The following is a 25,020-nucleotide window of genomic DNA, read 5'->3' as shown; positions in this document are numbered from 1 at the left end:
GGTGCGCCATCTCATCGCGGGGTGGTCCGCATTGTCCAGAGTGAATCCAGTGTTACCAGCCGTTAACCCGGCCGAGTTCGGCCACTGGATCGTATATTCCGGGCATCAAAGGATGTATCCGGCTCCGACCGGATTGGCGCATGCCGGCGGACGGGGACGCCCGCCGGCCGCCCCTGCCGCCCCGCCGCGCCCGTGAGGGTTGCGAAACCGGTTGATCACCGGAGCGCCCGGTCGGCAACACGGCTCTTACAGAACGCGGCGCCGCCCGAAATGGAACGCTCCCAGACTTCCCGGACGAGAGATCTTGGAGGTGTTCCTTGGCGGATACGGCAGAGCCGACGAGTGTCAGCAGACGTGGTTTCCTCACCCGGGTCGGGGCCACCGGCGGGGCGGGCGCGATGTTCGCCACCATGGGCGCGCTGGGCCTGGCCCCGAGTGCGGAGGCGCGCACCCGCGTCCCGTTCCAGCCCCCGCGGGAGTCGGACTTCCGGCTGCGCGGCCGTGCGGCCGCGAAGATCGTGGTGCTCGGCGCGGGCGTCGCCGGGCTGGCCACCGCGTACGAACTGGGCAAGGCCGGCTACCGGGTCACCGTGCTCGAGGCGCAGGACCGGGTGGGCGGGCGCAACCGCACGCTCCGCGGCGGCGACCGCCTCACCGAGACGGGCGGCGAGACCCAGCGGGTCGGGTTCGGCGACGGCACGTACATGAACGCGGGCCCGGCGCGCATCGCGCAGTGGATGACGACCATGGACTACTGCCGGGAACTGGGCGTCCCGCTGGAGGTCTTCACCAACGCGAACGCCCAGGCCTACCTCTTCAACGAGTCGGCCGGGATGACGTCCCCCGTGCGGTGGCGCACCGCGAAGGCCGACGTCTACGGTTACATCTCCGAACTGCTCGCCAAGGCCACCGACCAGGGCGCCCTCAACGAGCGGCTCACCTCGACCGACAGGGAGAGGCTGCTGTCGTTCCTGTCGGGCTTCGGCGCCATCGGGGCCAAGACCGACGGGTACGCGTACAAGGGCACCGACCGGCGCGGCTTCAGCGTCGACCCCGGGGCGGGCGACGTCGAGGGAACGGTCCTCGGCCCCCCGCCCTCGCTGTCGGACGTCCTGGCCAGCGGCGTGGGCCGCTACTTCTCCTTCGAGTTCGGCTACAGCCAGGCGATGCTGATGTTCCAGCCCGTCGGAGGCATGGACGCCATCCCGCGCGCGCTGGCCAAGGCCGTCGGGAAGGACCGGATCCGCACCGGAGCCAAGGTCACCCAGATCACGAACCTCGCTCAGGGCGTGCGGATCCAGTACGAGGCGCACGGACGCACCCGCGTCCTGGAGGCGGACTACTGCATCGCCACCCTGCCGCCGCAGGTGCTCGCGAAGATCCCGCACAACCTGGGCGCGGCGGTCCAGTCCGCGCTGGGCACGCCCGTCCCGGTCTCCACCGGCAAGATCGGACTGGAGTACCGGAACCGCTGGTGGGAGACCGAGGAGAAGATCTACGGCGGCATCACGAACACCGACCTGGACCTGTCCACCATCTGGTACCCCTCGTACGGCTACCACGGCCGCTCCGGCCTGCTCGTCGGCTACTACAACTTCGGCGCGCAGGCCGACACCTACGCGCGGATGGGGCACGCCGGACGGCTCGCCCGCGCCCTCGACCAGGGGGCGAAGATCCACGGCGACCGCTACCGCAAGGGCATCGCCGCGTCCGCGTCCATCGCCTGGATACGGCAGCCGCACATCGAGGGCGGCTGGGTGAGCTGGCCGTCCCTCGGCGCCGAGTACAAGCTCCTCAACCAGCCGCAGGGGAACGTCTACTACGCCGGCGACTGGCTCAGCCATGAGATCGCCTGGCAGCACGGCTCGTTCGAGTCCGCGCGCAAGGTCGTGACCGAACTCCACCAGCGCGTCCTGAAGGGATGACCGTGCTGAGAAGCAGAATCGTCGTCGGCGGACTCGCCACCGCCGCGTTCGTCGGAGTCGCGGGGGTCGCGTCCGCCGCGCCCCAGGGCTTCGTGAAGCCGCCTCGCCCCAACGAGGTGCGTCCCGCGCTCCCCGCCGGGCAGAACAACCCGGCCATCGCCGACGGCGTCGCCGTCGGCGGGCGCGTCGCGACCTACACGGCCAGCGGCCTCGGCCCCAAGGAGGTCGACACCTCCGCCCCGGCGGGCAGCCCCGAGCGCTACAGCGAGTACCCGGCGCCGCCGCCCGGCGTCACCATCACCGAGGCCCAGTCGCTCAACGTCCTCAAGCAGATCACCGCCAACCTCAGGGCCCAGGGCCTCACCCTCCGGGACGTGATCTCCATGCGGGCCTACCTCGCCAACGCCCCCGGCGCCGCCGCGGCGGACTTCGCCGGCTGGAACCGCGCCTACCGGCAGTACTTCGCCAACACCGACCTCTCCACCGGCGCGCCCGTGAACGTCCCGCTCGGCACCGCACCGCCCGCCCCTCCCATGTACGTCAATCCCGCGCGTCCGTCACGGGTGACACTGGAGATCGAGAACCTCCCCGTGTCAGGCTGGCTAGTCGAGGTGGAGGTCGTGGCCGCGTTCCGTTAGCGCGGCTCCGTCCGTCCAAGGTCCGGGAGCGTTCTGCGGCCCCCGCCGGGCGCTCCCGTCCGTCGAAGGAGGAGCTCCCCGGTACTTCCGCCAGGGCGGGGAGCAAGCGCGGGCACGGTCCGGCACAGTATCCCTCGTGGTTTTGTCGGTGGCGGTCGGTATGTTGCGGGGCGTGTCCCGGTACCGGCTGTGTCCGAGCCCTGCCCAGGAGGCGGGGTTGCTGGAACATTGCTTGCACGCCCGGTATGTGTGGAACCTGGCGGTGGAGCAGCATGCCTGGTGGACGCCGGGGCGCGGCCCGGCTCCGGGTTATGTCGCGCAGGCCCGCCAGCTCACCGAGGCCCGCGCCGAGTTCGCGTGGCTGGCGGCCGGTTCGCAGACGGTGCAGCAGCAGGCGCTCAAGGACTTCGCGCAGGCGATGGCGAACTTCTTCGCCGGGACGCATCGGCGCCCCACCTGGCGCAAGGCCGGGCTGCATGAGGGGTTCCGGATCGTCGGTGCCCGCGGCCGGGCGTGGGACGTGCGGCGGCTGTCGCGCCGCACTGGTGAGGTGCGGGTGCCGAAGGTGGGGTGGGTGCGGTTCCGCTGGTCCCGCCCCGTCCCGGCCGGAGTGAGGTCGTTCCGGGTGACCCGCGACCGCGCCGGACGCTGGCATGTCGCGTTCGCGCATGTGCCCGCCCCAGTGCCCGCGCCCGGCAACGGTGAGGCGGTCGGTGTCGACCGGGGCGTGGCGGTGTCCGCCGCGCTATCGACCGGCCAGTCCTCCACTGTGCCGGGTCTGACGCGTGGGGAGGCCGAGCGGTTGGGGCGGTTGCTGCGGCGCCTGGCCCGTGCGGAGCGGGGATCGAACCGGCGTGCCCGCGTCAAGGCCGCCATAGCGCGGCTGAAGGCGCGTGAGGCCGATCGCCGCAAGGACTGGGTGGAGAAGACCTCGACGGAGCTGGCGCGCCGGTTCGACGTCATCGCCGTCGAGGACTTGAATGTGCGGGGCATGACTCGCTCTGCCAAAGGCACCATCGACGCCCCCGGCGTCCGCGTCCGGCAGAAGGCCGGGCTCAACCGGAGCATCCTGGCCGCCGGGTGGGGGCGGCTCGTCACTCGGCTGGAGCACAAGGCGCCGGGGCGGGTCGTCAAGGTCGACCCGGCGTACACGTCGCAGACCTGTAACGCGTGCGGGCACCGTGCCCGGGACAACCGTGAGAGCCAAGCGGTGTTCCTGTGCGTGGCCTGCGGGCACCGGGCCAACGCCGACGTCAACGCCGCCCGCAACATCAAAGACACCGCCGTGGGGCGCACGGTGGCTGCGCGGGGAGGCACGCTGTTGGGCGGGCCGGTGAACCGCGAACCTCAACCCGCTCTCCTCTCCGTATAGGAGACGGGACGGGTTGGAATCCCCCGCCGTCAGGCGGGGAGGACGTCAAGTACCGGCTCTTCGGCCCGCGCGCACCCATGCCGGCCGCGGCGCGATGCCCTCGATGTCACGGGCCCGCCGTAGACTCCATGGTCGTGGCAGGCCGGATTCGCAATGAGGACATCGCGCTCGTGCGCGAGCGCTCGTCCATCGCCGACGTCATCGGCGAGTACCTGCAGCTGCGCAGCGCGGGCGGCGGCAACCTCAAGGGCCTCTGCCCGTTCCATGACGAGAAGTCCCCGTCGTTCAACGTGACGCCCTCGCGCGGGCTGTACTTCTGCTTCGGCTGCGAGGCGGGCGGCGACGTCATCAAGTTCGTCCAGGAGATCGAGCACCTCACGTTCACCGAGTCGGTGGAGCGGCTCGCCGCCCAGGCCGGCATCCAGCTGCGCTACGAGGAGGGCGGCGGACGCGGCCCCCGCCAGGACTCCGGGCAGCGCGCCCGGCTGGTCGAGGCGCACCGGGCGGCCGCCGAGTACTACGCCGAGCAGCTGGCCTCCGCCGCCGGCGCGCCCGGGCGCGCGTTCCTGTCCGAGCGGGGCTTCGAGGCCGCCGACGCCGAGCACTTCGGCGTCGGGTTCGCGCCCCGCGAGTGGGAGGGCCTGGTCCGGCACCTGCGCGGGCGCGGCTTCGCCGACCGCGACATCGTCGCCGGCGGCCTGGCCAAGGAGGGGCGGCGCGGCCCGATGGACCGGTTCCGCGGCCGGCTCATGTGGCCGATCCGCGACCTGTCCGGCGACGTCATCGGGTTCGGCGCCCGGCGCCTCTTCGAGGACGACGACGGGCCCAAGTACCTGAACACCCCCGAGTCGCCGCTCTTCCACAAGAGCTCGGTGCTGTACGGCGCCGACCTCGCGAAGAAGGAGATCGCGCGGCGGCGGCAGGCCGTGGTGGTCGAGGGCTACACCGACGTGATGGCCTGCCACCTCGCGGGCGTCCCGACGGCCATCGCCACCTGCGGCACGGCGTTCGGCGACGAGCACATCAAGGTGCTGCGCCGCCTGCTGATGGACCAGGACGAGTTCCGCGGTGAGGTGATCTTCACCTTCGACGGCGACGCGGCCGGGCGCAAGGCGGCGCTGCGCGCGTTCGACGACGAGCAGAAGTTCGTCTCGCAGACGTTCGTCGCCGTCCAGCCGGACGGCCTCGACCCGTGCGACCTGCGCATCCGGCACGGCGACGCGGCGGTGCGCGACCTCGTGGCGTCCCGGCTGCCGCTGTTCGAGTTCGCGGTGCGCAGCGCGATCGAGCAGCACGACCTCGACACGGTCGAGGGGCGGCTCAGCGCCCTGGACGCGGCCGCCCCGGTCGTCGCCGCGATCAAGGACCGCTCCCGCCGCCACATGTACGCGGTCAACCTCGACCGCTGGCTCGGCATCATGGACGAGCAGTTCGTGCTGCGGCGCGTCCGCGAGCTGGCCAACCGCGCGCACGGCCGCGCCCAGGCGGGGGGCGGCCGCGGCCGCCCCGGCGGCGAGCGGGGCCCGAACGGCAACGGCCGCGGGCAGGACGGCGGCGGCCGGGCGAACGGCTCCGCCGCGGAGAACGGGCGCAACGGCGACGCGGAGGCCCGGGCGCCGCGGCGGCCCGCCTTCGACCCCTCCGATCCCGAGGTCCAGCGCGAGCGCGAGCTGCTGAAACTGGCGGTCCAGCGCCCGGCGCTCCTCGGCCCGGCGTTCGACGAGGTCCCGGTGGAGGCGTTCATCGCGCCCCCGCACGCGGCCGTGCGGGCGGTGCTCGCCGAGGCGGGCGGCGTCACGGCAGCCGGGAACGTCGCCGAGTGGGTCGCGCTGCTGCTGGAGCGGGCGCCGAACGACCAGGTCAGAGATCTGGTGACCAAGCTCGGAGTGGAGCCCGTACGGTCCGCGCAGGAATCGGATGACCGATATGCCGCGGAATTGCTGGCCCGAATTCAGGAACGCCAGCTCACACGCATGATCGCGAGCGTGAAATCTAAACTCGGGCGGCTGAATCCGGTCGAGGCGGCCGAGGAGTACAACCGGCTCTTCGGTGATCTTGTCGCGCTTGAGCAGCAGAGACGGGTGTTGCGGGAGCGAGGGCTTGGGTCCCAGTAGGCGGCCGGCCCGCGAAAATGGGTCCTGTGATCTAGGCCCCATTTGACGCAGACTGTCTGCGTGGGCCCTTCGGTGCTGCCAAGCGAGGCGCCATCGGTTGATCAGGTGGCGGACCTCGTCGCACGCGGCAGAGAACGCGGCGGTGTGACCGTCGAGGACGTCGCTGCCGCGCTCGATCGCTCGGACTTGCCGGACGACTCCCTGGAGCGGGTCGTCCGGATGCTCGCAGAGCAGGGGGTGGAGGTCCTCGAGTCTCAGCAGGAGACCGAGGACGTCACGCGAGCGGATGAGGGAGACCTCGGCAAGCGGGCGCCGACGAGCGACCTGGTTCGCATCTACCTGAGAGAGATCGGTCGCGTACCGCTGCTCACGGCAGAAGATGAGGTAGAACTCGCGAAATCGATCGAGGCGGGACTCTTCGCCGAGGAGAAGATGGCGCGCACCGCCGTCCTCACCCGCGGCGAACTGCTCGACCTCGAACTGCTCTCCCGCGAGGGTGTGCGGGCGAAGCAACGGCTGATCGAGGCCAATCTGCGGCTGGTGGTCTCGATCGCCAAACGGTATGTCGGCAGGGGAATGCTGTTCCTCGACCTGATCCAGGAGGGAAATCTCGGACTGATCCGCGCGGTCGAGAAGTTCGACTACACCAAGGGGTTCAAGTTCTCGACCTACGCCACCTGGTGGATCCGGCAGGCGATCACCCGGGCGATCGCCGACCAGGCCCGGACGATCCGCATCCCGGTCCACATGGTGGAGACGATCAACAAGCTGGTCCGCGTGCAGCGCCAGATGCACCAGGACCTCGGCCGGGAGCCGACCCCCGAGGAGATCGGCCTGGAGATGGGCCTGTCGCCCGTCCGGGTCGTGGAGATCCAGCGGATCGCGCAGGAGCCGGTCTCGCTGCAGTCGCCGATCGGCGAGGAGGACTCCGACCTCGGCGACTTCATCGAGGACGCCGACGCCGTCGTGCCGATGGAGGCCGCGGCGTTCATCCTCCTGCAGGACCAGCTGGAGGACATCCTCGGCACGCTGTCGGAGCGGGAGCAGCGCATCATCCAGCTGCGCTTCGGCCTGACCGACGGCCACCCGCGCACCCTGGAGGAGGTCGGGCGCGAGTTCGGCGTGACGCGCGAGCGGATCCGCCAGATCGAGTCCAAGACGCTGGCGAAGCTGCGGCACCCGTCCCGGGCGCAGATGCTCCGCGAGTACCTGGACTGAGGCGCCGGCCCGCGAGGGCGACGGAGCGCCGGCCGTCCTCCCGGCCGGTCCGCCGGGAGGACGGCCGCATGCCCGGCCCCGGGCGCCGGCCCGCGCCGCCGGGCGCCGGTGGTGCCGCGCGGTGCGGAGTCGTGGTGAGCGGCGCGGTGCGTGAAAACCGGCTTCACGTCGCATTTCGTCCGGACAGTGTCCTACCGTGGTGACCATGCTGATCGTGACGACTGATGGCGTGGCCGGGTACGAGATCAGGAGCGTGCTCGGAGAGGTCCTGGGGACGGCCGTCCAAGCCGATCAGGGCGGGGTCCACCAGCCCGGACAGGGCGGGAGCAGCGCGACGTTCCGCGTGACGGGGGAGCAGCCGGCAGCCAGCCTGGCCGCGGCGCGCCGGGAGGCGGTGGACCGGCTCGGCGAGGAGGCCCGCCGCAAGGGCGCCAACACGGTGGTCGGCATGCGGTTCGACACCGCCGTGCTGGGCGGCGGCATCGAGGTGTGCGCGTACGGGACGGCCGTCTGGGCGGAGCCGGCCGCGCAGCAGCGCGAGCAGGCCCCCCAGTACCAGCAGCAGCCGCAGCAGCACCCGGGGCATCTGCCCCCCTACGGCGACCCGCAGGCCGGCGGCCCGCCGATGGCCGCGCGCAACCTCACGATGGGCCTCCACGACCGCCCGCGCTGAGGCCGCGACCGGATCCGCACCGGCATCGCGGGGAGGCCGCACCAGGTCGAACGGCGTGGGATGACTCACTGTCTCCCGCCCCCCTTGACGTGCTGAGGTTAGCTTTCGCTAACTTAGGAAAGCCTAACCATGTGTTGCACGTCTTCTGGAGAGCCTGATGCGTCCTGTGTCCGTCCTCGCGCTCGCCGGCGCCGCCGCGGTGTCGATGTCCCTTCTGACGGCGTGCGGCGGTGACGGGGACGAGGCGGGCGCGTCGGGCGCCGTCCCCGTGACGGCCACCGACGACACCTGCGAGGTCGCCAAGACCGACCTGCCCGCGGGCCGGACCACCTTCAAGGTCGCCAACAAGGGCTCGAAGGTCAACGAGTTCGAGGTGCTCAAGCCGGACGGCAAGATCCTCGCCGAGCGGGAGAACATCGGCCCCGGCACCACCGTCGACTTCGTCGTGAACCTGCCCGCCGGCCGGTACAAGCTGCTCTGCAGCGCCGGGCAGACCGGCAAGGGCCCGTCCGAGGACGTCACGGTCACCGGCGGATCCGCCGGCGGGGCGGACGCGCGCCTCGACAAGGCCGCGGCCGACTACAAGGCCTTCGTCATCGCCCAGACCGACGACACGATCGCCAAGACCAGGAAGTTCGTGGACGCGGTGAAGGCCGGCGACGTCGAGAAGGCCAAGGGGCTGTACGCGCCGTCCCGCGTCGGCTGGGAGACGATCGAGCCCGTCGCCGAGAAGTTCGGCGACCTCGACCCCAAGGTCGACGCGCGCGAGGCCGACCTCAAGCCGGAGGAGAAGAAGGACTGGTCCGGCTGGCACCTGCTGGAGAAGGCCCTCTGGAAGGACGGCTCCGTCAAGGGCAAGGAGAAGTACGGCGACCAGCTCCTGAAGGACCTGGACACGCTGAAGTCGCGGCTGCCCGGCCTCACCCTCGACCCGGTCAACGACATGGCGGGCGGCGCCAAGGAGCTGCTGGACGAGGTCGCCACCGGCAAGGTCACCGGCGAGGAGGAGGCGTTCAGCCACACCGACCTCGTCGACTTCAAGGCCAACGTGGACGGCGCCAAGAAGATCCACGAGCTGCTCAAGCCGGTCGTGCAGGAGCGGGACGCGCAGCTCGCGAAGGACCTCGACGACAACTTCGCCGCCGTCGAGGCGCTGCTGAAGAAGCACGAGAAGGGCGACGGCTACGTCTCCTACGACAAGGTCGGCGAGGACGAGCGCAAGGAGCTGGCCGACGCGGTGAACGCGCTGGGCGAGCCCCTGTCCAGGCTCGCCGCGGCCGTCGCGAAGTGATCCGGAAGTGAGCGGGACGAGAGGAGCCGTGGCGCCATGACGGGCGAGGGGACGCAGGAGCGGCCGGGCATGTCCCGGCGGCGGATGCTCGGGTTCTCGGGTGCGAGCCTGCTCGCCGGGGCCGCCGCGGGGGCCGGCGTCGACCGGGTCGCCTCCGCGCAGGAGGACGACCGCGCGGCCGCCGCGATCCCGTTCCACGGCGCGCACCAGGCGGGCATCGCCACCCCGGTGCAGGACCGGCTGCACTTCGCGGCGTTCGACGTGACGACGGGCGACCGCGACCGGCTCGTGCGGATGCTGAAGGAGTGGACGGCCGCGGCCGCCGCCATGACCGCGGGCAGGCCGGTCGGCGACGGCGCGGTCGGCGGCCCCGCCGTCGCGCCGCCCGACGACACCGGCGAGGCGCTCGGGCTGCCGCCGTCCCGGCTCACGCTGACGATCGGCTTCGGCCCCTCGCTGTTCGAGAAGGACGGCAAGGACCGCTTCGGCATCAGGGCGCGCCGCCCCGCCGCCCTCGTCGACCTGCCGCACTTCCCCGGCGACAACCTCGACCCGAACCGCAGCGGCGGCGACATCGCCGTGCAGGCCTGCGCCGACGACCCTCAGGTGGCGGTGCACGCCGTCCGCAACCTGGCCCGCATCGGGTTCGGGGTGGCCGCGATCCGCTGGTCCCAGCTCGGGTTCGGCAAGACGTCCTCGACGACGCCGGACGCGCAGACCCCGCGCAACCTGTTCGGGTTCAAGGACGGCACCGAGAACATCGCCGGGACCCAGGGCGACCTGCTCGACCGGCACGTGTGGGCGACCGGGAGCGACGGCTCCGACTGGATGGCGGGCGGCTCCTACCTCGTCACCCGCCGCATCCGGATGCACATCGAGACCTGGGACCGGACGTCGCTGCGCGAGCAGGAGGACATCTTCGGGCGGGACAAGGGCGAGGGGGCGCCCGCCGGGCTGAAGAAGGAGCGCGACAAGCCCGACCTCGCCCGCATGAAGCCGGACGCGCACGTCCGGCTCGCGCACCCCGACTCCAACCAGGGGACGCGCATCCTGCGGCGCGGCTACTCGTTCACCGACGGGTCGGACGGCCTCGGGCGGCTGGACGCGGGCCTGTTCTTCATCGCGTTCCAGCGCGACCCGCGGACGGGCTTCATCCGCGTCCAGAACTCCCTGGCCACCGACGCGCTGAACGAGTACATCCAGCACGTGGGGTCGGGCGTCTACGCGTGCCCGCCGGGCGTGCGCAAGGGCGGCTACTGGGGCGACACCCTCTTCGGCAAGTAGGGCCTGACGAGCGCGCGGCGCCGGCCGGGACGCCCCGGCCGGCGCCGCGGAATGCAGGAGGCTGTTCCGGTGCCCCGTGTCCAGCGGGGCCGCCGTCCCCGAGCGGTGAGCGTCCGATGACCCACGGCTTCTTTTCCGGATACGGCCATGCGCTGGATCGCGGCCACCGAGTTCTGGTGGGTTGATCCGCTAATCAGTGGATAAAAGGGCATGTATTCATGTCGGCGTGGGACTTCCGCGTGCGACGAGTGCGCACCGTAAACCGGACGAGGACGTGATGGACGAAGACAGGCAGCCGACGGGAACGCGGCGGCCGGGCCAGAGCGACGAGGTGGTCCGCCCCACCTCGATCGAGCGCGCGCGCCCCGCCTCGGCCGTGTCCGCACGGGACCTGAGCGGGCGCCCGATCGGCACGCGGCGCCCGATGGAGCCGCAGCGCGGCGGCGAGGGCGGCCTGGCCCACGTGGTGGAGGTCCTGCTGGACAAGGGGCTGGTGATCAATGCCGACATCATGGTGTCGGTCGCCGGCGTGGAGCTGCTCGGGATCCGGCTGCGGGCGGCGCTGGCCTCCTTCGAGACCGCGGCGCGCTACGGCCTGGAGTTCCCTTCGGGGACGAACCTGGAGACGGCCGCCTGGAAGGAGACCGAGGACCCGAAGGAGACCTGCCCCGAGTGCGGCAAGCGGTCTCCCACCAAGCAGCTGCTGGAGGAGTACTGCCCGTGGTGCGGCTGGCGCAGCGCCAAGTCGCTGACCGAGGCCGCCCGCGCGGACGGCACGGGCGACGCGGACGGCGCGTCCCAGGACGGCGACGCCGGCTGAGATGCGCACCGGATCTCCGATGACGGCGCCGTCCGCGCCGCTGCGCCCCACCCGCGACCCCCAGGTCACCTTGGACGACCTGCTGGAGGTCGTGCTGAACAAGGGCGCGGTGCTGCATCTGGACCTCATCATCGCGGTCGCCGACATCCCGCTGATCGGGGTCAACCTGCGCGCGGCCATCGCCGGCATGGAGACCATGCTGGAGTACGGGCTGCTGCGGCAGTGGGACGCCGACACGCGCGCCTGGGCCGAGCGCGCCACCGCCGCGACGCCCGAGCTGGAGGAGGGCGAGCGGGTGGTGATCCGGTCGTTCGGCGGCCACTATGACGACACCGGCCTGTCCCACGTCTGGCGGCCCGGCACCCTCTTCCTCACCGACCGGCGCGTCCTGGTCTACCGGCGCGAGCCGCGCGAGGTGCTCTGGGAGGCCCGGCTGGAGGACGTGGCCGCCACCCGCCTGCAGAGCGAGCGGACGGTCGGGGGCGAGGAGCGGCTGCGGGTGCGGGTGGAGCTGGCCGGCGGGGGCGGCGCCCTGCTGTCGGCCGCGAACCCCGAGGAGTTCGACGAGAGCCTGCGCCGGATCGCCCCGCACGTCCGGTCGCGCGAGCCCCGGCCCCTCGTCGCGGACGACGACGCCTCCGAGTACGAGGGCCATGTGTGGTACCACGAACCCCGCCGGGACGGCGCCGTGTGGCGCGGCGGCCGGGCCCGCCTGGAGAACGGCCGCCTGACCTGGAAGGCGCCGACCGACGGGCGTCCGGCCGTCGTCCTGGACATCGGTCGGATCAGCGACGTGCGGCTCGAACCCGGCTCCACGCCTTCGGGCGGCCTGGACCGCCTGGTCGTGGAAGCGCCGGGGGAGAGGATCGTGCTGGCCACCGAGGAGGCGCCGCGCTGGATGCGGGCCCTGGCCCCGAACGCCCCGGCCGCCGGCGCCGGCCCTGACCGGAAGGAGGCCCATGGCCATCACCGTTGACGAGAACAGCCTGAAGAACGGCGTGCTCACGCTCGTCGTCACCCTGGTCGAGGTGATCCAGGAGGCGCTGGAGCGGCAGGCCGTGCGCCGGATGGAGGGCGGCGACCTCACCACCGAGGAGCTGAACCGGCTGGGCGACGCCCTGCTGGAGCTGGACGAGGCCATGGAGGAGATCAAGGCCGACCACGGCATCACCGCCTCGGTGGCGGACCTGCACCGCGGGCTGGACGAGGTCGTGGACGAGGTCGTCGACCGGCTGGCCGACCCCGGGCGCTGGGCCGAGGAGATCGAAGGCGGGAGCGAGCGGCGGTGACCGGCGAAGCGCTGTACGTGTACGGGCTGGTCGCCGATCCTCCGGAGGGCGCCGAGCCGCCGGGGGAGGGGATCGGCGGCGCGCCGCTGCGGCTGGTCCACGCCGAGGACTGCGGGCTTGCGGCCCTCGTCCACGAGGCCCCGACGCAGCCCTACCAGGGACCGGACGACGAGGTCCGCCGCTGGATCCGCGCCCACGACGACGCCCTGGAGGGCATGCGGCGCGCGGCGGGCGGCGTGCTCCCGATGACCTTCAACGTGCTGGTCGCCCCCGGCCCGGACGGCGACGCCGCGAGCCGGCTGCGCGCCTGGCTGCGGCAGAACCGCGACGACCTGCGCGCCCGCCTCGACCGGCTGCGCGGGCGCGCCGAGTACCGGGTGGAGATCGCGCTGGAGTCCGCGGCCGTGCCCACCGGCGACGCCTCAGTGCAGGAGATCGAGGAGCGCATGCGCGACAGCTCCCCGGGCCTGCGGCGGCTGCTCGGCAAGCAGCTGGAGGCCAAGCGCAGGGCCGCGGCCGAGTCCTTCGCCGACGAGCTGCACGCCGACGCCCGGCGGCGCCTCGGCGCCGTCGCCGAGGACCTGGCCGACCGCCGGGCCGCGGCGCGCCGCCCCGAGGAGACCGAGGTGCTCTCCCTGGCCCTGCTGGTGCACGACGACGAGGTCGACGACGTGGGGCTCATCCTCTCCGACCTCCAGGAGAGCCATCCCGCCGTCCGCGTGCGCTTCCTCGGCCCGTGGCCTCCCTACTCCTTCACGGGGGACGAGCTCGCGACACCGGACGCCGCCCGCGCCGCGCAGTCTCGCTGAGGCGCGTCCGCGGCCTGCCGGGTCGCGGGCCACGGGCGTACCGCCCGCATCGCTTCTAGCGCTGCTGGGCTCGCTCCGAGCGGATCCGCGTGACGACGTCGCCGGCGGCCGTCTTGATCGACTCCAGCTCCTGGAGGTAGGCCCAGTAGTCGGGATGGGCGCCGGTGAGCCGCTGCGGCGCCCTCTCCAGCCGATCGACGAGCGAGTCGAGCACGCGGGCGTGCTGGGGCGGGGCGCCGCCGGGCTGCGCCATGGCGAGCCGCTGAGCGTCGCGCACCGCGAACCGGACGCTCTCGGCGGGCTTCGCCGGATCCTCGGCGACCGCCCTCAGCTCCTCCACCCGCCCGGTGACCTGCCCGGCGCGGCGGTCGGCGGCGTTCAGCTCGGTGCGCGCGGCGGTGAGCGACTGCTGCGCCTGCTTCCACTCGGTGCGGTTCGCGTGCGCGGACGCCTCGTTCAGCCGCTCGCGGGCCCGGGTGACGGCCGCCTCGATCGACTCGGGGGCGCCCTTGAGGTCCTGCCAGCACGCCTGCGAGTAGCCGCGCACCAGGACGCGCATCGCCTCCTGGACGGGCCCCACACGGTTCGCGACGGCGTCGGCCCGCGTCCGGACGGAGGCGAGCGAGTTGCGGACCTTCTGCGCCAGCAGGGGCAGCTCCGCGGCCGCCTCCCGCGCCCGCTCGGCGATGCCGCGGACCTCCTCGGCCGTGCGGATGGCGCCGTCGAGGCCGAGCCCGCCGAGCCCCTGCGAGCCGAGCTGCGCGAGGACCTGCTTGGCGCGCCCCAGCTCCGCCTCCGGATCGGAGGCGTCCATCCCGGCGGCCTTCGCCGCGGCCACGGCCGCGTCGGCGGCGGCGACGGCGTCGCGGGCGGCGGTGAGCCGGGGCGGGAGCTGGTCGAGCGCGGACTCCAGCCGGGCCATCTGCGGGGCGAGGCGCTCGGCGAAGCCGTTCAGGTCGTGGGTGATCTTCTGCAGCCGCTCGGTGGACGCGACGAACGCGCGCCGCGCGGCGTCGTACTCGGCCGGTGACCGGTCCCGGTCATCGAGATCGTGGGCGTCCAGGACGGAGATGTAGGCGACCGAGGCGGCGTCGGCGGCCTCGGAGAGCCGGGTGAACTCCCGGCGGGCGGGCTCGGCGGCCCTGGCGTCCAGGTCCTCGAACACGGTGACGCGGCCGTCGATGTACTTCTGCGCCTGGTCCATGTCGTAGAAGGCGGACGCGGCCGCCTCCCTGGCCTCGACGGCGCCGGCCGCCGCCTGTGCCCCGCGGCCGCCCCGGCGGCGCTGGTCGCCCGGTCCCCGCAACACAGCCTCCCTTCGTCCGCCCCCAGTCTTGCGCAACCCGCCCGGGTTTCGTCCATCCGCGAAGGCCGCCGGGGGCGGGAGGACGGCCGGGCGGCGGCCGAATCACAAATATTGTCGCCATCCCTTCATAAAGGATGGAACGGATAGCATCGCTGCTACGTCGATAAGGCTGGGCGCCGGTTCGGCGTCCGATCCGGCATGCGATCTTGGAGGCCCATCGTGCCCGTCAGCCTGAGCAAAGGCGGCAACGTCTCGCTCACCAAGCAGGCCCCCGGCCTGTCCGCGGTGACCGTCGGTCTCGGCTGGGACCTGCGCACGACCACCGGGACCGATTTCGACCTGGACGCCTCCGCGATGGTCCTGGACGCCTCCGGAAAGATCATCACCGACCAGCACTTCGTCTTCTTCAACAACCTGCGCACCCCGGACGGCGCCGTCGAGCACACCGGCGACAACACCACCGGTGCGGGCGAGGGCGACGACGAGCAGCTCAAGGTCAACTTCGGTGCGATGCCCGCCACGGCCGAGCGGGTCGCGTTCGCGGTGTCGATCTACGACGCCGACAGCCGCGGGCAGAACTTCGGGCAGGTCCGCAACGCCTTCATCCGGGTGCTGAACCAGGCCGACGGCGCGGAGATGGCGCGCTACGACCTCACCGAGGACGCGTCGATGGAGACCGCGATGGTCTTCGGCGAGCTGTACCGCAACGGGACGGAATGGAAGTTCAGGGCGGTGGGCCAGGGCTACGCGTCGGGCCTGGCCGGCATCGCGGCGGACTTCGGCGTCAACATCTGAGCAGTCTGAACAGCCCGAACGGACCAGACAGGAAGGGAGCAGCCCGCACATGGGGGTCTCACTCGCCAAGGGCGGCAACGTCTCGCTGACGAAGGCCGCGCCGAACCTCACCGCGGTCACCGTCGGCCTCGGATGGGACGTCCGCGCCACCACCGGCGCCGACTTCGACCTGGACGCCTCCGCGCTGATGCTGGCGAGCACCGGCAAGGTCATGTCGGACCAGCACTTCGTGTTCTTCAACAACCTGCGCAGCCCGGACGGCTCGGTGGAGCACACCGGCGACAACCTGACCGGTGAGGGCGAGGGCGACGACGAGTCGATCAACGTCGACCTCCGCGCGGTGCCGGCCGAGTGCGACCGCATCGTGTTCCCCGTCTCGATCTACGACGCCGACAACCGGCAGCAGAGCTTCGGGCAGGTCCGCAACGCCTTCATCCGGATCGTCAACCGGACCGACGGCAACGAGCTCGCCCGCTTCGACCTCACCGAGGACGCCTCCACCGAGACGGCGATGGTCTTCGGTGAGCTCTACCGGCACAGCGGCGAATGGAAGTTCAGGGCCGTCGGACAGGGGTACGCCTCCGGTCTGGCGGGCATCGCGATGGACTTCGGCGTCAACGTCGGCTGAGTGCCGGCGCCCCCGCAATCCGGCCGCACCGCCCGGCCGTCCTTCCTAGCAGAAATACGCGCATGATTCTTCGCACCTTCGGGTGGTCCTTCGGCGTCACGGTCGTCGGCCTGCTCCTCGCCCTGCTCTATGACGGGCCGACCGGGCTCGCCCTGGTCGCCGTTCTGGCCGTCCTCGAGGTCTCGCTGTCGTTCGACAACGCCGTGGTGAACGCCAAGGTGCTCGACCGGATGAGCGCCTTCTGGCAGAAGATCTTCCTCACCGTCGGCATCGCGATCGCGGTGTTCGGGATGCGGCTGGTCTTCCCCCTGCTGATCGTGGGGATCACGGCCAAGCTGTCCCCCGTCGAGGCGTTCGACCTGGCCCTCAACGACTCCCACCGCTACCACCAGCTGATGAACGACGCCTACCCGATGATCGCGGCGTTCGGCGGCATGTTCCTGTTGATGCTGTTCCTGGACTTCGTGTTCGAGGAGCGCGCCGACAAGTGGCTGCCGTGGCTGGAGCGGCCGCTCGCCCGCATCGGCAAGCTGGACCAGCTGTCGGTCGTGGTGGCGGGCGGCTCGCTGGCGTTCGTGGCGTGGCTGGCGGCCTCCGACCCGGGCAGCGTCATGATCGCGGGCGTGCTCGGCATGGTGACCTACATCCTGGTCAACGGGCTCGGCGAGCTGTTCTCCGAGGCGAGCGAGGACGACGACGAGGACGAGGCGGACGAGAAGGCGGGCGCGGAGGCCGGGAAGGGCGGCGGGCGGTCCGGGCCGAGCTCCCTGGCCCTCGCCACCGGCAAGGCGGGGTTCTTCCTCTTCCTGTACCTGGAGGTGCTGGACGCCTCGTTCAGCTTCGACGGCGTCATCGGGGCCTTCGCCATCAGCACCGACCCGATCGTCATCGCGCTGGGCCTCGGCATCGGCGCCATGTACATCCGGTCCCTCACGGTCTTCCTGGTCCGCAAGGGAACCCTGCACGAGTACGTCTACCTGGAGCACGGCGCGCACTGGGCGATCGGCGCCCTCGCGGTCTGCATGCTGGTCAGCATCGGCCACCACGTCCCCGAGTGGATCACCGGTGGGCTCGGCGCCGGGCTGATCATCGCCGCGTTCGCCAGTTCCGTGGTCCGCAACCGCAACCACGGCGGCGACTCGCCCGACTCGGCGGCGGGCGGCGACCGGCCGCTGCACTCCTCCCAGGTCTGACCGGCGTACCTCCGACCCCGCGACATACATCGATCATCGAAGGAGTCGACGATGTCCATTTCGCTGCAGAAGGGGCAGAAGGTCTCGCTGGCCAAGCCGGGCGGTGGCACCCTGACCAGAGTCAAGATGGGCCTCGGCTGGGACGCCGTCGCCAAGAAGGGGCTGTTCGGCAAGGGCAAGGCGCAGTCCATCGACCTGGACGCCTCGTGCCTGCTGTTCGACGCCTCCGGCAACCTCGCCGACCAGGTGTGGTTCCGGCAGCTGCGCAGCACGGACGGCTCCGTCCAGCACACCGGCGACAACCTGACCGGCGCGGGCGAGGGCGACGACGAGGTCATCAACGTCGACCTGCAGAACGTCCCCGCGAACGTGACCCAGCTGGTGTTCACCGTGAACTCCTTCACCGGCCAGGACTTCTCCCAGATCGCCAACGCGTTCTGCCGGCTGGTGGACGAGAGCACCGGCCAGGAGATCGCGCGCTACGACCTGAGCGGCGCGGGGCAGCACAACGCGCAGATCATGGCCAAGGTGTCGCGGGACGGGCAGGGCTGGTCGATGACCGCGATCGGCGCGACCGCGACCGGCCGCACGTTCCAGCACCTGCTGCCGGCCGTGGCGACGCACCTGTGACCCGGCACCGCTCCGCCGCCCGGGCACGACCATCGGCGCCCCCCGCCGAAAGCACCGTCTGACGAGGGGTTCATGCGGCATTTCGACCACATCGACGCCGCGCGTCGCAAGCACCTGTTCTACCGGCATCCGCGCCCGTTCGGCCGGCACGACGACCCGGACGTGCTGGCGGTCGCGCTCGGTGCGACGCTGTACTGCCCCGCCACGCGCCCGCTCCTCGCCGCCGACATCGAGCGGGCGGCGAGGCGGGGCGTGATGAGCATGGTGGTGTGCCTGGAGGACGCCATCGCCGACGACGAGGTCGAGGCCGGCGAGGCCAACCTCGTGACGCAGCTGCGGACGCTGCACGGCTCCGCATGCTGTGGGGGGACGACCCCCCACGCCCCCCGTTCGCTGCGCTCAGTTCTCTCGGAGACCCCCGGCGCGGAGGTCCCGCTGCTGTTCGTCCGCGTCCGCGACCCCCGGCAGATCGGCGACCTGATCCGCCGGCTCGGCGACGCGGCGGAGCTCGTCAGCGGATTCGTGCTGCCCAAGTTCACCGCGTCGGGCGGTGGAGCGTTCCTGGACGCGCTTGCGGACGCGGGCGACGCCTCCGGGCTGCGGCTGCTGGCGATGCCGGTGATCGAGAGCCCGGAGGCCGTGTACGCCGAGACGCGCGCGGAGATGCTGCACGACGTGGCGCGGCTCCTCGCCAAGCACCGGTCGCGGATCCTCGCCGTCCGGCTGGGGGCGACCGACATGTCCGCCGCGTACGGGCTGCGCCGCCCGCCCGACCTGACGATCTACGACATCCGGCCCGTCGCGGGCGTGATCTGCGACGTGGTGAACATCCTCGGCCGCGCCGACGGCACCGGCTACGTGGTGACCGGGCCCGTGTGGGAGTACTTCTCGCAGGGGGAGCGGATGTTCAAGCCGCAGCTGCGGCAGTCGCCGTTCGAGCGGCAGCACGCCGCGCCGCTGCGGCAGCGGCTCATCACCTCCGACCTGGACGGGCTGATCCGCGAGGTGCACCTCGACAAGGCGAACGGGCTCACCGGCAAGACCGTCATCCATCCGAGCCACGTCGCGGCCGTCCACGCCCTGTCGGTGGTGACGCACGAGGAGTACAGCGACGCCGCCGACATCCTCGGCGTCGCCGGGGGAGGGGCGATGGCCAGCTCCTACGCCAACAAGATGAACGAGGCCAAACCGCACCGCGCGTGGGCGCAGCGGCTGATGCTGCGCGCCCGGGTGTTCGGGGTGGCGGCGGAGGGCGTCACGTTCGTCGAGCTGCTGGAAGCGGCGGACAGCCCGTGACCGCTTCCTGGGTGGCCGCGCGGCTGGGCGTGCGCCTCGTGGACGGCGCGCGGCCCGCGGGCGCCGGGCTCTCGTCCCTCGTCGGGCTCGCCGTGCGCCGCAATCCGAAACGCGCGCACCTGCTGGTGTCCGCCGTGCTGGGCAAGCACGTGCCGACCGATCCGCGCCTGGTGTACGGGTCCGGGCTGCTGCTTGGCGAGCTGGTGCGCGCGCGCCTGCGAGGCGACGAGCCATCCCGGCCTGGTTCGCTTCTCTTGGACAGCCTGCGCGGCGAGCCGAACGCCGCCGCCGAGCTACGTGACCTCCTGCGCGTTCCCCAGGCCCCCGTGGACGCGATCGTGCTGGGCTATGCCGAGACCGCGACGGCCTTGGGGCATTCGGTGGCGGACGCTCTCGGCGGCGCCTACTACCTGCACTCCACGCGGCGTCCCGTTGAGGGGTTCGTCCCCTACGGCGGGTTCGAGGAGGAGCACAGCCACGCAACGAGCCATCTGCTGCTGCCCGCCGACCCCGCGCCGCTCGATCGCGACGTACCGGTGGTGCTGGTGGACGACGAGCTCTCCACTGGTCGGACGGTGCTGAACACCATCGAGGCCCTGCACGCCGTCCGTCCCAGGAGCCATTACGTGCTGGCGGCCCTGGTCGACCTGCGCGGCCCTGCCGACCGGGCCCGCATGGACGCTCTGGCCGCCCGCCTGGGGGCCCGCATAGACGCGGTGGCGCTGGCCGGTGGGCAGGTCGAGCTTCCTGAGGGCGTCCTTGAGGCGGGCAGGGCGCTCGTCGCCGGGATCTCGTCCCCGCCCGCCATGCCCGAGGGCAGGCCGGGCCTCGACGTCACCCGGGTCGAGCTGGATTGGCCCGCCGGACTGCCGGACGGCGGACGCCACGGCTTCCTGCCCGACCACCGGACGCGGCTGGAGAAGGAGCTGGCCCGGATGGGCGACGCCCTCGCGGCGGGCCTCGGGGGAGAGGCGTCCCGCGTTCTCGTCCTCGGATTCGAGGAGCTGATGTACGCGCCGCTGCGCCTAGCGGAGACGCTTGCCGACGCCCGGCCGGACGTGGACGTCCGCTACTCCACGACGACGCGTTCCCCGGTGCTTGCCGTGGACGACCCGGGCTACGCGATCAGGACCCGCCTGGTCTTCCCGTCCCATGACGACCCCGCCGATGGGCTGGGGGAGCGGTACGCCTACAACGTCGCCCCTGGGACAGGGCAACGCCCCTTCGACAGGATCGTGTTCGTGGTGGACGACGTCGGCGACACCCAGGCGCTCGCCGGCGGCCTCCTGGAACGGCTGCGCGCGCTCGCCCCTGTGACGGTCGCCACTGTCCCGTCCTATAGGAGGGCATCGTGAAGCCGCTGTACGGGCCGGCCTTCGGCAGCTACCCGGCGGAGGACGTCGCCTGGCTCCTCAAGGACCTCTCCCATGCGCGGCTGGAAGCGCCCACGGAGGAACGCGAGGCCGCCATCCAGTCGGGACGGGCGCACTACGCCGAGTCGCTTCCGGTCGAGTACCAGCCGGGTCCGGAGTACCGGAAGCTCTTCCACGAGGCCCTGGACGCGTCCGCCGAGCGGCTCGCCTACGCGACCGGGCTGGTCACCGAGATGATCCTCGCCGAGCGCGGGCCGGACGCCGTCCTGGTGTCGCTGGCGCGTGCCGGGACGCCGGTCGGCGTCCTGATGCGCCGCTGGGCGCGGTTCGCCCATGGCCTCGACGTCCCGCACTACGCGGTCAGCATCGTCCGGGGGCGGGGTATCGACACGGTCGCGCTCCGGTACCTCGCCGAGCACCATGACCCGGCGTCCGTCATGTTCGTGGACGGCTGGACGGGCAAGGGCGCCATCACCAAGGAACTCACCGCCGCCTTGGCCGCCCATCCGTTCCCGTCCGATCTCGCCGTGCTGGCAGACCCGGGGCGGTGCACCTCCCTGTACGGCACCCGCGACGACTTCCTGATCCCGTCCGCCTGCCTCAACTCGACCGTGTCGGGCCTGGTAAGCCGGACGGTTCTCAACGACTCCCTCATCGGGCCAAGCGACTTCCACGGCGCGAAGTTCTACGCCGAGCTGGCCTCGGACGACGTGTCGGAGGTGTTCCTCGCAGCGGTCTGCGCGCGGTTCGAGGGGGTCGCCGAACGCGTCGCCAAGGATCTGCCGACGCTCCGCGCGGCCGACCGCAAGCCCGACTGGTCGGGGTGGGAGGCCGTCCGGCGCTGCGCCGACGCGGAGGGCATCGACGACCTGAACCTCGTGAAGCCGGGGATCGGCGAGACCACGCGAGTGCTGCTGCGGCGCGTCCCGTGGAAGGTGCTCGTGCGCGCCGACGCCCACCAGGAGGTCGCCCACATCAGGCTGCTCGCCAGTGAGCGCGGCGTGCCCGTCCACGAGGTCGAGCCAGACCGGTTCCCCTACGCGTGCATGGGGTTCATCCATCCCCGGTTCGGCAAGGGGGCCGTTCAGTGACCGTCCTGGTGTGCTCCGACCTGGACCGCACGCTCATCTACTCGACCGCGGCCTTCGCCTTGGACGGCCCAGACGAGACCATGCCGCGGCTGCTGTGCGTGGAGTTCTACCAAGGCGCACCGCTCTCGTACATGACCGAAGCCTCCGCACGCGCACTGGAGGCCCTCGCGGCCGCGACCGCGTTCGTCCCGACGACGACGCGCACCCCCGAGCAGTACCGGCGCGTGAACCTGCTGGAGAAGCCGCCCCGGTACGCCATCTGCGCGAACGGCGGCCACATCCTCGTGGACGGCGAGGACGACCCTGACTGGGCGGCGGCCGTCCGGGAACGGCTCGCCGACGGGTGCGCGCCGCTCGCGGACGTCCGGGACCACCTCGCCCGCAACGGCGGCGACTTCGTCCTCAAGCGGCGCACCGCTTCCGACCTGTTCGCCTACACCGTCGTGGACCGGGCCGCGCTCCCGCCCGGCTGGGTCGAGGACCTCACCGGATGGTGCGCCGAACGCGGCTGGCGGACGTCCCTCCAGGGCCGCAAGGTCTACTGCCTGCCCGCCGGCCTGACCAAGGCCGCCGCCGCCCGGGAGGTCGCCCGCCGCGCCGGCGCGTCCACGATGATCGCCGCGGGGGACGCGCTCCTGGACGCCGAGCTGCTGGAGTCCGCCGACCTGTCGATCCGCCCTGCCCACGGGGAACTGCACGACACCGGCTGGACGGCCCCGGCCACCGCCGTCACCGCCGCGCGCGGCATCGCCGCCGGCGAGGAGATCGCGCAGTGGCTCCTGGCGCGGGCGGCGGCACCGCAAATATTCACCGGACGGGCTCCCGTCCGGTAGACAACCGTCGCCGCCCCAGGGGTCGCCGGGACCGCGATCTGAGGCGACAATCAAGGGGCACCCTTCTCGCGCGCAGGGGGAGGCCACCTGGATCACATGAGCTCCCGTCTCACCGGCGACGAGACCGCGCTGTGGAAGGCCGCGGCCCGGGTCCTCGACGCGAACTGGACGGGCACCGCCACCGCCGCCTCGCCCGGCCTCTACCCGCACCAGTGGAGCTGGGACTCGGCCTTCATCAGCATGGGCCTCGCCCGCCACCGCCACGACCGGGCCGAGGCCGAGCTGCTCTCCCTGTTCCGCGGCCAGTGGGCGGACGGGATGGTCCCCCACATCGTGTTCAACACGAGCCTCGACCGGCGCGCCTTCTTCCCCGGCCCGGAACTGTGGCGCAGCGACCGGCAGCCCGGCGCCCCGCGCGGCGTCCACACCTCCGGCCTCACCCAGCCGCCGCTGCACGCCCTCAGCGCCCTCCGCCTGCACGAGTGCGCCGCCGACAGGGATGGCAGCCGCGCGTTCCTGGCCCGCCTGTATCCAATGCTCACGGCCCAGCACGGCTACCTCGCCCGCTGCCGCGACCTCGACTCCAGCGGCCTCATCGCCATCTGCCACCCCTGGGAGTCGGGCCTCGACAACAGCCCCGCCTGGGACCGCCCCCTCGGCGCGCTCCCGCTCCCGCCGTCCTCCTACGCGCCCGGCCTGCGCCCCCACACCCTGCCGACCGGCGAGGACTACGACCGCTACGTCCGCCTCGTCGCGCTCATGCGGGACGCGGGCTACCGGCCCGGCTACCTCCGCGACACGCACCCCTTCGCCGTCGAGGACCCCCTCGTCAACGCCGTCTACCTCGCCTCCACGCACGCCCTCGCCGCCATAGCCGAGATCATCGGCGCCGACCCCGTCCCGCACCGCGAACGCGCCGAACGCGTCCACCGCGCCGTCCTCGACCGGCTCTGGGACGCCGAGACCGGCTGCTTCCGCGCCCGCGACCTGCGCGACGACCGGCTGCTGCCCGTCGTCACCGCCGGCTCGTTCGGCCCGCTGCTCGACCCCGACCTCCCCGAACCGGTCGTCCGGAGCCTCGTCGACCTCCTGCTGTCGGCGCGCTTCGCCGGCGCCGCCGGCTACCCCGTCCCGACCTGCGACATCCAGGCCCCCGCGTTCGACCGCGCCGGCTACTGGCGCGGCCCCACCTGGATCAGCACCAACTGGCTCGTCTGGTACGGCGCCCTAGGCCACGGCCTCCCCGTCGTCGCCGACCTGCTCTACGGCTCCACCATGCGGCTCGTCCGCCAGTCCGGGTTCCGCGAGTTCTTCGACCCCTTCGACGGAACCGGGCGCGGCAGCCACGACTACGCCTGGTCGGCGGCGCTCGTCCTCGACCTCCTCGGGGCCCGCCGCGCCCCCCAGGCCGCCTGATCGCCTACCGTGGGGGCATGCGCCTACACCGGGGCCCCCTGCCCGCCGCGGTCCGCGACGCGCTCGCGCTCGAACGCGGCGAACGCGTCCTCGCGGCGGCCCCCACCCGCGGCGGCTCCTACGTCACCGCCACCGTCCTCGCCCTGCACGTGCCGACCCCCTCCGGCGGCTTCGCCCGCATCCCCTGGGAACGCGTCGACCACGCCACCTGGAAGGACGGCTGGCTGCACGTCAAGGAGACCTCCGGCCGCGGCGAGCACCACGTCCGCCTCACCGACCCGGGCTCGGTGCCCGAGACCGTCCGGGAGCGCGTCACCGCCACCATCGCCGTCACCCACCAGGCGGCCCTGCCCGGGGGCGGCAAGGTGCGCATCGCCGGCCGGCGCCCCGCTGCCGGCGGCGATGTGCGCTGGACGTTCGTCTTCGATGCGGGGCTCGACCCGTCCGACCCGGGCCTACGCGCCCAGGCCGAACAGGTCCTCGAAGAGCTGCGCCGTCAGACCGGCCTCTAGCCGGGGTACGGCTGCTCCTCCTTGCGGCCCCCCGTCACCTGGTCGGGCACGCGGTCCTTCAGGTGGCCCGCCTTGTCACGCGCGACCTCGGCGAACGTCTCGCCCTTCGACCGCAGCTTCCCCGCGGCCTCCTGCACGTTCGGGTTCTCCGAGACCTGCTTGGACAGCTGCCTGAGCTGCTCGTACCGCTCACGTCCGGCCTTCGTCCCGAAGACGTAGCCGACCGCGGCGCCTGCGATGAACATCGTGCGAGCCTTCATGTCCAACTCCTACTGACGGCGGAATCGTGACACCCCCTATACCCGCCCTAGGCGCCTCAACCCCTGCGCGTGCGCGAACAGCCCCGGACATGCGCTAACCTAGACCCGCCGCCAGGGGCCGACAGACCCCGGCGGACGCACGATCCCGCGTAGCTCAATCGGCAGAGCAGCCGGCTGTTAACCGGCAGGTTATTGGTTCGAGTCCAATCGCGGGAGCTTCCTTACCTCGGCGTTACACCAGATCAGGCCCGTTC

24 protein-coding genes and 1 tRNA gene are annotated in these 25,020 nt (G+C 72.3%); 23 read left to right on the top strand and 2 right to left on the bottom strand.

What is annotated here, in order from left to right; genetic code table 11:
* The first annotated feature begins 398 nt into the window (after nt 1-398).
* From AB0C21_RS00660 to AB0C21_RS00605, 12 genes are all read left to right on the top strand, one after another.
* On the top strand, nt 399-1,925 hold the full coding sequence (locus AB0C21_RS00660) for a flavin monoamine oxidase family protein (protein ID WP_500202001.1): 1,527 nt from the start codon (nt 399-401) through the stop codon (nt 1,923-1,925).
* A gap of 2 nt (nt 1,926-1,927) precedes the next feature.
* The gene (locus AB0C21_RS00655; protein ID WP_500202000.1) at nt 1,928-2,563 is read left to right on the top strand and encodes a Rid family hydrolase; all 636 of its coding nucleotides are present in this window, start codon (nt 1,928-1,930) and stop codon (nt 2,561-2,563) included.
* 172 nt (nt 2,564-2,735) lie between these two features.
* Nucleotides 2,736-3,935 carry an RNA-guided endonuclease InsQ/TnpB family protein gene (locus AB0C21_RS00650; RefSeq protein ID WP_500201999.1) on the top strand — a complete coding sequence of 400 codons (1,200 nt, stop codon included), beginning with the start codon at nt 2,736-2,738 and terminating at the stop codon, nt 3,933-3,935.
* A gap of 134 nt (nt 3,936-4,069) precedes the next feature.
* Entirely contained in the window at nt 4,070-6,049 is a 1,980-nt protein-coding gene (dnaG, locus tag AB0C21_RS00645; protein ID WP_500201998.1) for a DNA primase, read from the top strand.
* Between the two features lie 72 nt (nt 6,050-6,121).
* Entirely contained in the window at nt 6,122-7,267 is a 1,146-nt protein-coding gene (gene rpoD / locus AB0C21_RS00640) for an RNA polymerase sigma factor RpoD (RefSeq protein WP_500202333.1), read from the top strand.
* Nucleotides 7,268-7,472: 205 nt separating this feature from the next.
* Complete coding sequence (locus AB0C21_RS00635) at nt 7,473-7,940, top strand: YbjQ family protein (protein ID WP_500201997.1); 468 nt, start codon at nt 7,473-7,475, stop codon at nt 7,938-7,940.
* 157 nt (nt 7,941-8,097) lie between these two features.
* Nucleotides 8,098-9,231 (top strand): iron uptake system protein EfeO, encoded by a 1,134-nt coding sequence (efeO, locus tag AB0C21_RS00630; RefSeq protein ID WP_500201996.1) that lies wholly within the window; start codon nt 8,098-8,100, stop codon nt 9,229-9,231.
* Nucleotides 9,232-9,267: 36 nt separating this feature from the next.
* On the top strand, nt 9,268-10,515 hold the full coding sequence (efeB, locus tag AB0C21_RS00625; RefSeq protein WP_500201995.1) for an iron uptake transporter deferrochelatase/peroxidase subunit: 1,248 nt from the start codon (nt 9,268-9,270) through the stop codon (nt 10,513-10,515).
* A gap of 277 nt (nt 10,516-10,792) precedes the next feature.
* Nucleotides 10,793-11,335, top strand: a complete 543-nt coding sequence (locus AB0C21_RS00620; protein WP_500201994.1) for a gas vesicle protein — start codon at nt 10,793-10,795, stop codon at nt 11,333-11,335.
* Between the two features lie 19 nt (nt 11,336-11,354).
* Entirely contained in the window at nt 11,355-12,311 is a 957-nt protein-coding gene (locus tag AB0C21_RS00615) for a gas vesicle protein (protein ID WP_500201993.1), read from the top strand.
* Nucleotides 12,295-12,624 carry a gas vesicle protein K gene (locus AB0C21_RS00610; protein ID WP_500201992.1) on the top strand — a complete coding sequence of 110 codons (330 nt, stop codon included), beginning with the start codon at nt 12,295-12,297 and terminating at the stop codon, nt 12,622-12,624. The genes AB0C21_RS00615 and AB0C21_RS00610 overlap by 17 nt, the downstream gene beginning before the upstream one ends.
* Nucleotides 12,621-13,433 carry a GvpL/GvpF family gas vesicle protein gene (locus AB0C21_RS00605; RefSeq protein WP_500201991.1) on the top strand — a complete coding sequence of 271 codons (813 nt, stop codon included), beginning with the start codon at nt 12,621-12,623 and terminating at the stop codon, nt 13,431-13,433. The genes AB0C21_RS00610 and AB0C21_RS00605 overlap by 4 nt, the downstream gene beginning before the upstream one ends.
* Before the next feature lie 55 nt (nt 13,434-13,488).
* Here the strand turns inward: AB0C21_RS00605 and AB0C21_RS00600 are convergent, their stop codons facing one another.
* A complete protein-coding gene (locus AB0C21_RS00600; RefSeq protein WP_500201990.1) occupies nt 13,489-14,742 on the bottom strand; it encodes a molecular chaperone DnaJ in 1,254 nt (417 codons plus the stop codon).
* Nucleotides 14,743-14,958: 216 nt separating this feature from the next.
* On the opposite strand from AB0C21_RS00600, the gene AB0C21_RS00595 reads away from it, so the two are divergent.
* The 10 genes from AB0C21_RS00595 (at nt 14,959) to AB0C21_RS00550 (ending at nt 24,506) form a co-directional block, all read left to right on the top strand.
* Nucleotides 14,959-15,534, top strand: a complete 576-nt coding sequence (locus AB0C21_RS00595) for a TerD family protein (RefSeq protein WP_149257552.1) — start codon at nt 14,959-14,961, stop codon at nt 15,532-15,534.
* Nucleotides 15,535-15,583: 49 nt separating this feature from the next.
* Nucleotides 15,584-16,162 (top strand): TerD family protein, encoded by a 579-nt coding sequence (locus tag AB0C21_RS00590; RefSeq protein ID WP_149257551.1) that lies wholly within the window; start codon nt 15,584-15,586, stop codon nt 16,160-16,162.
* A gap of 62 nt (nt 16,163-16,224) precedes the next feature.
* Nucleotides 16,225-17,355 (top strand): DUF475 domain-containing protein, encoded by a 1,131-nt coding sequence (locus AB0C21_RS00585; RefSeq protein ID WP_500201989.1) that lies wholly within the window; start codon nt 16,225-16,227, stop codon nt 17,353-17,355.
* 51 nt (nt 17,356-17,406) lie between these two features.
* The gene (locus AB0C21_RS00580; protein WP_500201988.1) at nt 17,407-17,985 is read left to right on the top strand and encodes a TerD family protein; all 579 of its coding nucleotides are present in this window, start codon (nt 17,407-17,409) and stop codon (nt 17,983-17,985) included.
* A 72-nt stretch (nt 17,986-18,057) separates the two neighbouring features.
* Nucleotides 18,058-19,281: an HpcH/HpaI aldolase/citrate lyase family protein gene (locus AB0C21_RS00575; RefSeq protein WP_500201987.1), complete on the top strand. Its 1,224-nt coding sequence runs from the start codon at nt 18,058-18,060 to the stop codon at nt 19,279-19,281.
* Nucleotides 19,278-20,636: a phosphoribosyltransferase family protein gene (locus tag AB0C21_RS00570; protein ID WP_500201986.1), complete on the top strand. Its 1,359-nt coding sequence runs from the start codon at nt 19,278-19,280 to the stop codon at nt 20,634-20,636. The genes AB0C21_RS00575 and AB0C21_RS00570 overlap by 4 nt, the downstream gene beginning before the upstream one ends.
* Nucleotides 20,633-21,745 carry a cysteine protease StiP family protein gene (locus tag AB0C21_RS00565; RefSeq protein ID WP_500201985.1) on the top strand — a complete coding sequence of 371 codons (1,113 nt, stop codon included), beginning with the start codon at nt 20,633-20,635 and terminating at the stop codon, nt 21,743-21,745. Before AB0C21_RS00570 ends, AB0C21_RS00565 begins: the two co-directional genes overlap by 4 nt.
* On the top strand, nt 21,742-22,578 hold the full coding sequence (locus tag AB0C21_RS00560) for an HAD family hydrolase (RefSeq protein ID WP_500201984.1): 837 nt from the start codon (nt 21,742-21,744) through the stop codon (nt 22,576-22,578). Before AB0C21_RS00565 ends, AB0C21_RS00560 begins: the two co-directional genes overlap by 4 nt.
* A 96-nt stretch (nt 22,579-22,674) precedes the next feature.
* Entirely contained in the window at nt 22,675-23,994 is a 1,320-nt protein-coding gene (locus AB0C21_RS00555) for an MGH1-like glycoside hydrolase domain-containing protein (RefSeq protein ID WP_500201983.1), read from the top strand.
* A 17-nt stretch (nt 23,995-24,011) separates the two neighbouring features.
* Nucleotides 24,012-24,506 (top strand): hypothetical protein, encoded by a 495-nt coding sequence (locus AB0C21_RS00550; protein WP_500201982.1) that lies wholly within the window; start codon nt 24,012-24,014, stop codon nt 24,504-24,506.
* On the opposite strand, the gene AB0C21_RS00545 is transcribed toward AB0C21_RS00550, so the two are convergent.
* Entirely contained in the window at nt 24,503-24,766 is a 264-nt protein-coding gene (locus tag AB0C21_RS00545; RefSeq protein ID WP_500201981.1) for a YtxH domain-containing protein, read from the bottom strand. The two genes, AB0C21_RS00550 and AB0C21_RS00545, sit on opposite strands and share 4 nt — an antisense overlap.
* Nucleotides 24,767-24,909: 143 nt before the next feature.
* Between AB0C21_RS00545 and AB0C21_RS00540 the strand changes: the two genes are divergently transcribed.
* Nucleotides 24,910-24,982 (top strand) — tRNA-Asn (locus tag AB0C21_RS00540).
* Nucleotides 24,983-25,020: the final 38 nt, after the last annotated feature.

The sequence above is a fragment of the Spirillospora sp. NPDC049024 genome, assembly GCF_040649235.1.
Taxonomy (GTDB): Bacteria; Actinomycetota; Actinomycetes; order Streptosporangiales; family Streptosporangiaceae; genus Spirillospora.
The sequence above is the reverse complement of the archived record's forward strand: the minus strand, read 5'-3'. Positions and strand labels throughout refer to the sequence as shown.